This is a genomic window from Streptomyces sp. NPDC048211 (assembly GCF_043202315.1).
Classification (GTDB): domain Bacteria; phylum Actinomycetota; class Actinomycetes; order Streptomycetales; family Streptomycetaceae; genus Streptomyces.
Genome location: NZ_JBIDAD010000001.1, coordinates 25,886 through 34,751, shown reverse-complemented (window position 1 = coordinate 34,751; position 8,866 = coordinate 25,886). Strand labels below are relative to the sequence as shown.

The window sequence follows — 8,866 nt, the reverse complement described above, 5'->3', positions numbered from 1 at the left end:
CCCATGTGGGGCCAGGGCCCCATATCCAGCCCGTCCGGCGATTGAGGACCGGGGTCCGGGGCAGCGCCCCGGCGACGCGCCTGCGCCGCCCGGACTCCGGAGCTCGACCCCAACCGGGGGCTCCGCCCCCGCACCCCACCCGCAGAGGGGCAGAAGCACGCACCCCGCCCCACCGGCGGAAGCCACACGCACCCCGCCCCACCGGCGGAAGCCGCACGCACCCCGCCCCGCAAGGCACACGCGGCGCGGCCTACGCGTTCGGCCGCGCCGCGGCCTTCGCCGCCGCCGCCATCTCCTCCAGCTGCGCCAGCATCGGCATCGGGTCCGTCCCGACCGTCCCGGGCAGGAAGTCCGCGATGCGTTCCGGTGTCCACGCCGCCCCCTCCGCGTACCCCGCGCGCAGCTCCCGCGGCTGGGCCCAGACCGCGATCTTCGGGCCCGCGATCGTGTACACCTGACCGGTGATCTTCTCCGCGCGCGCCCGCTCACTCAGCAGGTAGACGACCAGGGCCGCGACATCCTCCGGCTCACCGATCTCCTTGAGCTCCATGGGCACGTTCGCCGACATCCGGGTACGCGCCACCGGTGCGACCGCGTTCGCCGTGACGCCGTACTTGTGCAGACCGAGTGCCGCGCTGCGGACGAGCGAGATGATGCCGCCCTTGGCCGCGCTGTAGTTCGCCTGGGCCACGCTGCCCTGGTGGTTGCCGCTGGTGAAGCCGATGAGCGTGCCGGCGCCCTCCTGCTTGCGCATCACCGCGGACGCGGCCCGGAAGACGGTGAAGGTGCCCTTGAGGTGGGTGGCGACCACCGGGTCCCACTCCGCCTCGGACATGTTGAAGAGCATGCGTTCGCGCAGGATCCCGGCCACGCAGACGACCCCGTCGATCCGCCCGAAGTGCGCGAGCGCGGTGTCCACGACCCGCTGCCCTCCGGCCATGGTGGAGATGTCGTCCGCCACCGCGACCGCTTCGCCGCCCGCCGCCACGATCTCCTTGACGACGGACTCGGCTATCTCGCTCGCGGGTTCGCCGCCCTCGACGGAGACGCCGTAGTCGTTGACCACGACTCTCGCCCCCTCGGCCGCCGCGGCGAGCGCGACGGCTCGCCCGATGCCGCGACCGGCACCCGTGACGGCCACCACTTTGTCTGCCAAGAAGTTCCCCATGCCCGGCCCCTTCCCGCGGTTTCTGACGGACCGTTAGATTCTATGGGTCATCAGGTCCACCGGCACAAGCCCCAGGAGGCGCCATGTCCTTGCCGGCCGAGTTCCACGACCTCGCCAAGCGCGTGAACAACTGGGGCCGCTGGGGAGCGGACGACGAGATCGGGACGCTCAACCTCATCACCGACGAGGTCGTACGCGGGGCGGCGGCCACCGTCCGCAGCGGGCAGCGCATCCCCCTCGCCCTGCCGCTCCAGCAGGACGGCGTCCAGAACGGGCTCATCCCGGGGCGGGTCAATCCGCTGCACACCATGGTCCAGATCAACCAGGAGCTCTTCGGCCCCGGCACCGTCGCCACCAGCGACGACAGCGTGGTCATGAGCCTCCAGACCGCCACCCACTGGGACGCGCTCACCCACGCCTCGCACTCGGGGAAGATCTACAACGGCCGGCCCGCCGCCACCATCACCGCCCACGGCGGCGCGCAGTTCAGCGGCATCGACAAGGCCCCGCACATCGTCTCGCGCGGCGTCCTCCTCGACGTGGCCCGCGCCCACGGCGTGGACCGGCTGCCGGGCGGCCACGCGGTCACGCCCGAGGACCTGGAGGCGGCCGAGGAGCTGGCCGGGGTCCGGGTGCGGCCGGGCGACATCGTGCTCGTACGGACGGGACAGGTGCAGGTGTACCTCTCCGGGGACAAGAACGCCTACGGGTATCCGTCGCCGGGGCTGTCGATCCGTACACCCGAGTGGTTCCGGGCCCGGGACGCGGCCGCGGTCGCCAACGACACACTGACCTTCGAGATCTTCCCGCCGGAGATCGAGGACCTGTGGCTGGGGGTGCACGCACTCGACCTGGTCGAGATGGGCATGCTCCAGGGCCAGAACTGGAACCTGGAGGGCTTGTCCACAGCCTGTGCGGACGCGGGGCGCTACGCCTTCCTGCTCTCCGCCATGCCGGAACCCTTCACCGGCGCGACCGGCACGCCGGTCGCCCCGGTCGCGATCCTCTGAGGCCCGACCGCGCGCCGGGAACCCGATGCACGGCAGGCGCCCCCGCGCACGGGGGTGGTACTACGCGCGAGGGGTACCGGCGTGCGAGGCCTCGTACGCCACACCCGCGCCGCACCCGTCGCCCTCGCGCTCGGGGGGGCCGGGCTGCAGCTGCACCTGGATCAGCGGGATGCCGCGGTCGACCTCGCACCAGATGCGCTTGCCCGCGCCCTCCGGCTGCCAGCCCCAGCGGTCGGCCAGGCCGTCGACCAGCTCAAGGCCGCGGCCGCCGGTGTCCTCGCCCTCCGCGTGCCGCTGCTGCGGCGGGCGGCAACTGGCGTCGGCCACCTCGACCCGGACGGTCCCGGCGTTTCCCGGGGCCCCCGTCGAGCCGAACAGCATGCGCAGCACGGCCGGACAGCCGGTGTGCACGACCGCGTTGGTGACGAGCTCCGAGATGAGCAGGATGAGCGTCTCGGCCAGCGGCTCGTCGTCTCCTATCCCGGACCCGACGAGCCTCGAACGCGCCCATCTGCGGGCCCGTCCGACCTCCGCGGGGTCGGGCCCGACCTCCAACTGAACCTGAAGCACCTGCACCGCTCACACCATCCGAACCGGCGGACACATCGCCTCGCGCCTCCTCAGGGTCACGGAACGTGATTCCCTTACGAGACAGCATGGTTGACGTACAGTCACCGCAACAAGCGCTTCGGGCATATTCCAACGCGAAGGAGTACGCGTGGTGCATACTGTGCGATGCGCTCTGCGGCGAGTCGAACAGAAGCGCGTCACAGACCCGGGAATCGCTTCCCCGGCAGGCCCGGCGCTTCCGCGTGGATCACGAGCAGGGCACCTCTCGCGGACCGGAGTCGCCGCACAGGCCACATCCGGATCGCCAGGTTCCAGAACCACTCGCATCCAACGGAGCGTACCTGAGCCCGGCGCCGACTCCACCCCGTGACGAATCACGCAAAGGACACAAGCCGGTATCGACGCATACCGACTGCACTGCGTCACTCCACAGCGTGAACCTCAGGGGTCCGTCGCGTCACGTGCGTGCGCCGGGCACCCAACCGCCCGGGATCAGCCCAGATCGGCCGCCAGCACCTCCTCCGCGTCCGCCGCCGTCACCCACTGCCCGGCCCGCAGCCAGGCCCGCTTGAGACGCAGATGCACGTCGGCCTCCCAGGTGAAGCCCATACCGCCGTGCACCTGGAGGCAGTCGCGGGCGTTGCCGACGGCGGCCTCGTCGGCGAGGAGCTTGGCCCCGACGGCCTCCACCGGGTCCCCGGTCACGGCGGCGGCGTAGACGGCACTGCGGGCCGGCTCGGCCCGCACCAGCATTCCGGCGCACAGATGCTTGACGGCCTGGAAGGCCCCGATCGGCGCTCCGAACTGTTCCCGCTCCCCGGCGTGTTGGACCGCCGTCTCCAGGCTGCGGGCCGAACCGCCGAGCTGTTCGGCCGCGGTGAGCAGAGCGCCCTCGTACCGCAGCCGGGCTCCGCCGGGCAGCGCCTCCCCCTCGTACCCGGACAGATCCGGCACCCGCCACAGCGGCGTACCCGGGTCGAGCGACCGTACGGGCCGGGCCTCGTCCGCCACCTGCCGCAGCACCGCGCCGGTCACCACCCGCGTCCGGTCCCCGTCCAGGACCAGCAGCGCGTCCGCCCCTCCGAGATGCCCCACCGGCCGCCCCGGCTCCGCCAGGGCCACCACCGCCTCCCCCTCGGCCGCCCCCTTCACCGCGCCTGCGGCGAGCTGGGTGGCGGCCAGTGGCCCGGGCAGCAGCGCCCGACCCACCTCTTCGAACAGAAGTACGGATTCGGGCAGCCCGAGACCGATCCCGCCCGCCGCCTCCGGCAGCCGCAGGGCGAAGAACCCGGACGCGCCGAGCTCCCGCCACAGCGCCCGGTCCACGCCCCCTCCCGGCTCGTGCGCCGCCCGCATCCGGCCCCTGTCGAACCGGCCTGCGAGCAGACTCCGTATCCCTGCCCGCAGGGCTCGCTGGTCCTCCGAGAGCTGGAAGTCCACCCCCGCTCACCGCCCCTTCGGCAGGCCGAGAATCCGCTCGGCGACGATGTTGCGCTGGATCTGCGAGGTACCGGCCGCGATCGTGTACGAGAGCGAGGACAGCCGGTCCAGCACCCACTCCCGGTCCAGATCGAGGCCGTCGCCCGCGCCGAGCACCTCGGCCGCCGCCTCGTACAGCTCCTGGCGGGCGTGCGAGTACCGCAGCTTGAAGACCGAACCGCCGACGCCGGGGACTCCCCCACTGGACTGCGCCTCGCTGACGTTCCACTGGGTGAGCCGCCACAGCGCCCGGAACTCGGCGTTGAGCCGGCCCAGCCTCCGCCGCAGCACCGCGTCGTCCCAGCGCCCGCTCCTGCGGGCCTCGGCGGCCAGCGCGTCCAGGGTCCGGCGGCAGGCGACGACCTCGCCGACGAAGGCCGTGCCGCGCTCGAAGGAGAGCGTGACCATGGTGACGCGCCAGCCGTCGTTCTCCGCCCCGACGCGGTGCGAGACGGGCACCCGCACCTCGTCGAGGAACATCTCCGCGAACTCCGTCGATCCGGCGAGCGTGCGCAGCGGCCGGACCGTGACGCCCGGACCGTCCATCCGCATCGCCAGCCAGCTGATGCCCCGGTGCTTCGGCGCCTCCGTGTCCGTCCTCACCAGCAGCTCGCACCAGTCGGCGACCTCCGCGTGCGAGGTCCAGATCTTCTGCCCGCTCACCACGTAGTCGTCGCCGTCGCGCACCGCCCGGGTCCGCAGCGACGCCAGGTCCGATCCCGCGTCCGGCTCGCTGAACCCCTGGCACCACATCTCCTCGCCCCGGAGCACCGGCGGCAGCCAGCGGGCCCGCTGCTCGGCCGTGCCCTCGGCCGCGATGGTGGGCCCGGCGTGCAGCAGCCCGACGAAGTTCGCCCCGACGTAGGGCGCCCCGGCCCGCTCCGTCTCCTCCAGGAAGATCAGGTGCTGAGTGGGTGTGGCGCCCCGGCCACCGGCATCGGCGGGCCAGTGCAGGCCCGCGTACCCGGCGTCGTACAGCAGCTTCTGCCAGCCGGCGTCGTACGCCCGCCGCCCCGGCCAGTCACCGGGATCCGGCTTCCCCGGCAGCCCCGGGAGCACCGAACCCAGCCACTCCCGCAGCCGCGCCCGGAAGGCTTCCTCTTCCTCCGTGTACGCAAGGTCCATGACGCACGCGCCTACTTGTCGAGGTCGAGGCCGAGCATCCGGATCGCGTTCCCGCGCATCAGTTTGTAGACGGTCTCGTCGTCCAGTCCCTTGACGTGGTCGAGCGCGACCTCCTTGGTGTGCGGGAAGGTCGAGTCGACGTGCGGATAGTCCGTCTCGAACGTGGCGTTGTCCCGCCCCACCACGTCGAGCGACGCGACGCCGTGCTTGTCGCGGAAGAAGCAGCAGAACATCTGCCGGTAGTAGTACGTGGACGGCGGCTCGGGGATCAGATCGCGCACCCCGCCCCAGGCCCGGTGCTCCTCCCAGACGTCGTCGGCGCGCTCCAGCGCGTACGGGATCCACCCCATCTGGCCCTCGCTGTAGGCGAGCTTGAGCTGCGGGAACTTCACCAGCACCCCGCTGAAAAGGAAGTCCATCATCGAGGCCATCGCGTTGTTGAACGAGAGCGAGGCCTGCACCGCGGGCGGGGCGTCCGGCGAGGCGGCGGGCATCTGCGAGCTGGACCCGATGTGCATGTTCACGACCGTGCCGGTCTCCTGGCAGACGGCGAAGAACGGGTCCCAGTACCCGGTGTGGATCGACGGCAGCCCCAGATACGTCGGGATCTCCGAGAAGGTCACCGCCCGCACCCCGCGCGCCGCGTTCCGCCTGATCTCCGCGACGGCGAGATCGATGTCCCAGAGCGGGATGATGCACAGGGGGATCAGCCGGCCACCGCTGTCCCCGCACCACTCCTCGACCATCCAGTCGTTGTACGCGCGCACACAGGCGAGCGCGACCTCCTTGTCGTGGGCCTCCGCGAAGGTCTGCCCGCAGAAGCGCGGGAACGTGGGGAAGCAGAGGCTCGCCTCGACATGGTTGAGGTCCATGTCCTTCAGCCGCTCGACGGGGTCCCAGCATCCGCGCCGCATCTCGGCCCGGGTGATGCCCTCCAGCGTCATGTCGTCGCGGTCGAACCCCACCGCCGCGATGTTCCGCTTGTACGGGAACTTGAGGTCCTCGTAGATCCACCAGTCGGTGGGCGGTCCGTCCGGGTCCATCGTGATGACGTACTTGCCCCCGGTGTACGCCAGCTCCCCGATGCCCGCGGTCAGCGGCTGCGGGCCGCGCTCGCGGTACTTGGCCGGCAGCCAGGTCGAGAAGAGGTGCGGCGGCTCGATCACATGGTCGTCGACGCTGACGATCCGAGGCAGTTCCGTCATGGTGTCCCCTTCGGCGCACACATTTCTGATGACCCGTCAGATTGACGTCGCCCTCAGGCTAGCCCCGCACCCCTGGACCGACAAGGCGCAGAGCTCTACGCTCTCCGCACGATCTGACTACCCGTCAGCTGTGAGGGGTTCGCCGTGAACGAGACCGCACATGCCCTGGGTGCCTCACGCACCTTCTGGGAGCTCATCGAACGCCGGGCCGCCCTGACCCCGGACCGCCCCGTCCTGATCCAGGACGACCGCACGCTCACGTTCGGCGAGCTGCACACCCGGGCCGAGCGGGTGGCGGCCGGCCTGTACGCCATGGGCGTCCGCCCGGACACCGTCGTCGCCTGGCAGCTGCCGACCCGGCTGGAGACAGTCCTGCTGTCCTTCGCCCTGACTCGGATCGGCGCAGTACAGACCCCCGTCATCCCCTTCTACCGCGACCGCGAGGTCGGCTTCGCCCTGCGCGAGTCGAAGGCGGAGTACTTCGCCGTGCCCGGCACCTGGCGCGGCTTCGACCACACGGCGATGGCCGCCGGTCTCTCGGCGGACCTCGCGCGCCCGCCCCAGGTCTTCGAGGCGTACGACACCCTCCCCGACGGCGATCCCGCGACGCTGCCCCCGCCCTCCTCCGACGGCACGGCCGTGCGCTGGATCTACTGGACCTCGGGCACCACGTCCGACCCGAAGGGCGTCCTGCACACCGACCGCAGCCTGATCGCGGGCGGCTCGTGCCTCGCCCACGCGCTGCACCTGTCCGCCGACGACATCGGCTCGGTGGCCTTCCCCTTCGCCCACGTCGGCGGCCCGGACTACGCGGTGATGCTGCTCCTCTACGGCTTCCCCGCCGTCCTCTTCGAGCACTTCGCGATGCCGGACGCGCTTGCGGAGTACCGGCGCCACGGGGTGACGGTGGCGGGCGGCTCCACGGCGTTCTACTCCATGTTCCTGACGGAACAGCGCAAGGCCCCGTCCACCCCGCTCATCCCGACACTCCGCCTCCTCGCGGGCGGCGGCGCCCCGAAACCCCCGGAGATCTACCACGCGGTGGTACGCGAGATGGGCGTCCAGCTCACCCACGGCTACGGCATGACGGAGGTCCCCATGATCACGATGGGCGCCCCCGACGACACGGTGGAGCACCTCGCCGAAACGGAGGGCCGCCCGCCGGAGGGCATGGAGATCCGGATCACGGACGAGGACGGCAAGCCGCTGCCGTACGGCGCGGACGGCGAGGTCCGCCTGCGGGGCGAAGCCGTCTGCCGGGGCTATCTGGGCGCCGCCTCCCCCTTCGACGACGACGGCTTCCTGATCACCGGCGACGTCGGCCACCTCCTGCCGAGCGGGCACCTTGTACTCACCGGCCGGCTGAAGGACATCATCATCCGCAAGGGCGAGAACATCTCGGCGAAGGAGATAGAGGACCTCCTCGCCCGCCACCCCGGCGTCGGCGACGCGGCGGTGATCGGCCTCCCCGACCGGGCGCGCGGCGAACGCGTCTGCGCGGTGGTGGAACAGCCGCCGGACGCCCCGCCACTCACCCTTCCCGAACTGACGGCCTACCTGCGCGGCGAGGGCCTGTCCGTCCACAAGCTCCCGGAACAACTGGAACTGGTCGCCGCGCTGCCCCGCAACGAGGCGCTCCGCAAGGTCCTGAAGTACCAGTTGCGTGCGCGTTTCGCTTGAGGCGGGGCTTTGTCCTCAATCGCCGGACGGGCGGGGGCCCCTCTCGGGGCCGGGTCCTGTGTCTTGCCCATCCCCGGGCGAAGGGTTCCGTCCTCAATCGCCGGACCGGCGGGGGCCCCTGCGGGGCCGGGTCCTATGTCTTGCCCATCCCCTGGCGGAGGGTTCCGTCCTCAATCGCCGGACGGGCTTGAGAGGTGCGGGTGCTCCGCCGAGTGCGGGGCGCCACCGTCCGGTGGGTGGGGGTGGGGTCCCTCCGGGGCGTCTCCTCAAAAATGGCGTGTTCACTCGGGTCCGAGGGGGACCCGGGTCGTACGCCATTTCCTGCGGGGACTCCCCTCCACGCCCCCACCCAGTCCAGACTGCGTCCGCACGCCGTCGATACGACTGCCGCAGACGCAGGACGGCCGGGGCCGGGGCCGTGCAGGGGAGTCCCCGCAGAACGACGAACACCGACCCGGGTCCATCACGTACCCGCGGAACGTTCGTCGTTTGAGGAGACGCCCCGGAGGGGCCCCGGCCCCCCACCCACCCGGCAAAGGCGCACCCCGCACCCCACGGGAACACCCGCACCACCGCGTCTGCACACCGGCGAATCGACCGCCGCAGACGCAGAACGGCCGGGGCCGGGG

At 71.8% G+C, this 8,866-nt stretch carries 7 protein-coding genes; 2 read left to right on the top strand and 5 right to left on the bottom strand.

Going from position 1 to position 8,866, the window contains the following annotated elements; translation table 11 throughout:
- Nucleotides 1-250: 250 nt before the first annotated feature.
- On the bottom strand, nucleotides 251-1,168 hold the full coding sequence (locus tag ACGFZA_RS00160; RefSeq protein ID WP_393676149.1) for an SDR family oxidoreductase: 918 nt from the start codon (nucleotides 1,166-1,168) through the stop codon (nucleotides 251-253).
- A gap of 83 nt (nucleotides 1,169-1,251) precedes the next feature.
- Between ACGFZA_RS00160 and ACGFZA_RS00155 the strand changes: the two genes are divergently transcribed.
- Complete coding sequence (locus ACGFZA_RS00155; protein ID WP_385275205.1) at nucleotides 1,252-2,178, top strand: cyclase family protein; 927 nt, start codon at nucleotides 1,252-1,254, stop codon at nucleotides 2,176-2,178.
- Nucleotides 2,179-2,238: 60 nt separating this feature from the next.
- Here ACGFZA_RS00155 and ACGFZA_RS00150 read toward each other — a convergent pair whose 3' ends face one another.
- From ACGFZA_RS00150 to ACGFZA_RS00135, 4 genes are all read right to left on the bottom strand, one after another.
- Nucleotides 2,239-2,754 carry an ATP-binding protein gene (locus ACGFZA_RS00150; protein ID WP_385275208.1) on the bottom strand — a complete coding sequence of 172 codons (516 nt, stop codon included), beginning with the start codon at nucleotides 2,752-2,754 and terminating at the stop codon, nucleotides 2,239-2,241.
- A gap of 486 nt (nucleotides 2,755-3,240) precedes the next feature.
- Complete coding sequence (locus ACGFZA_RS00145; protein ID WP_393676146.1) at nucleotides 3,241-4,188, bottom strand: acyl-CoA dehydrogenase family protein; 948 nt, start codon at nucleotides 4,186-4,188, stop codon at nucleotides 3,241-3,243.
- Between the two features lie 6 nt (nucleotides 4,189-4,194).
- Nucleotides 4,195-5,352 (bottom strand): acyl-CoA dehydrogenase family protein, encoded by a 1,158-nt coding sequence (locus ACGFZA_RS00140; protein ID WP_393676144.1) that lies wholly within the window; start codon nucleotides 5,350-5,352, stop codon nucleotides 4,195-4,197.
- Between the two features lie 11 nt (nucleotides 5,353-5,363).
- Entirely contained in the window at nucleotides 5,364-6,557 is a 1,194-nt protein-coding gene (locus ACGFZA_RS00135) for an amidohydrolase family protein (protein ID WP_327709537.1), read from the bottom strand.
- A gap of 144 nt (nucleotides 6,558-6,701) precedes the next feature.
- Here ACGFZA_RS00135 and ACGFZA_RS00130 point away from each other — a divergent pair, with 144 nt between their 5' ends.
- Nucleotides 6,702-8,237 carry a class I adenylate-forming enzyme family protein gene (locus ACGFZA_RS00130; RefSeq protein WP_393676141.1) on the top strand — a complete coding sequence of 512 codons (1,536 nt, stop codon included), beginning with the start codon at nucleotides 6,702-6,704 and terminating at the stop codon, nucleotides 8,235-8,237.
- Nucleotides 8,238-8,866 lie beyond the last annotated feature (629 nt).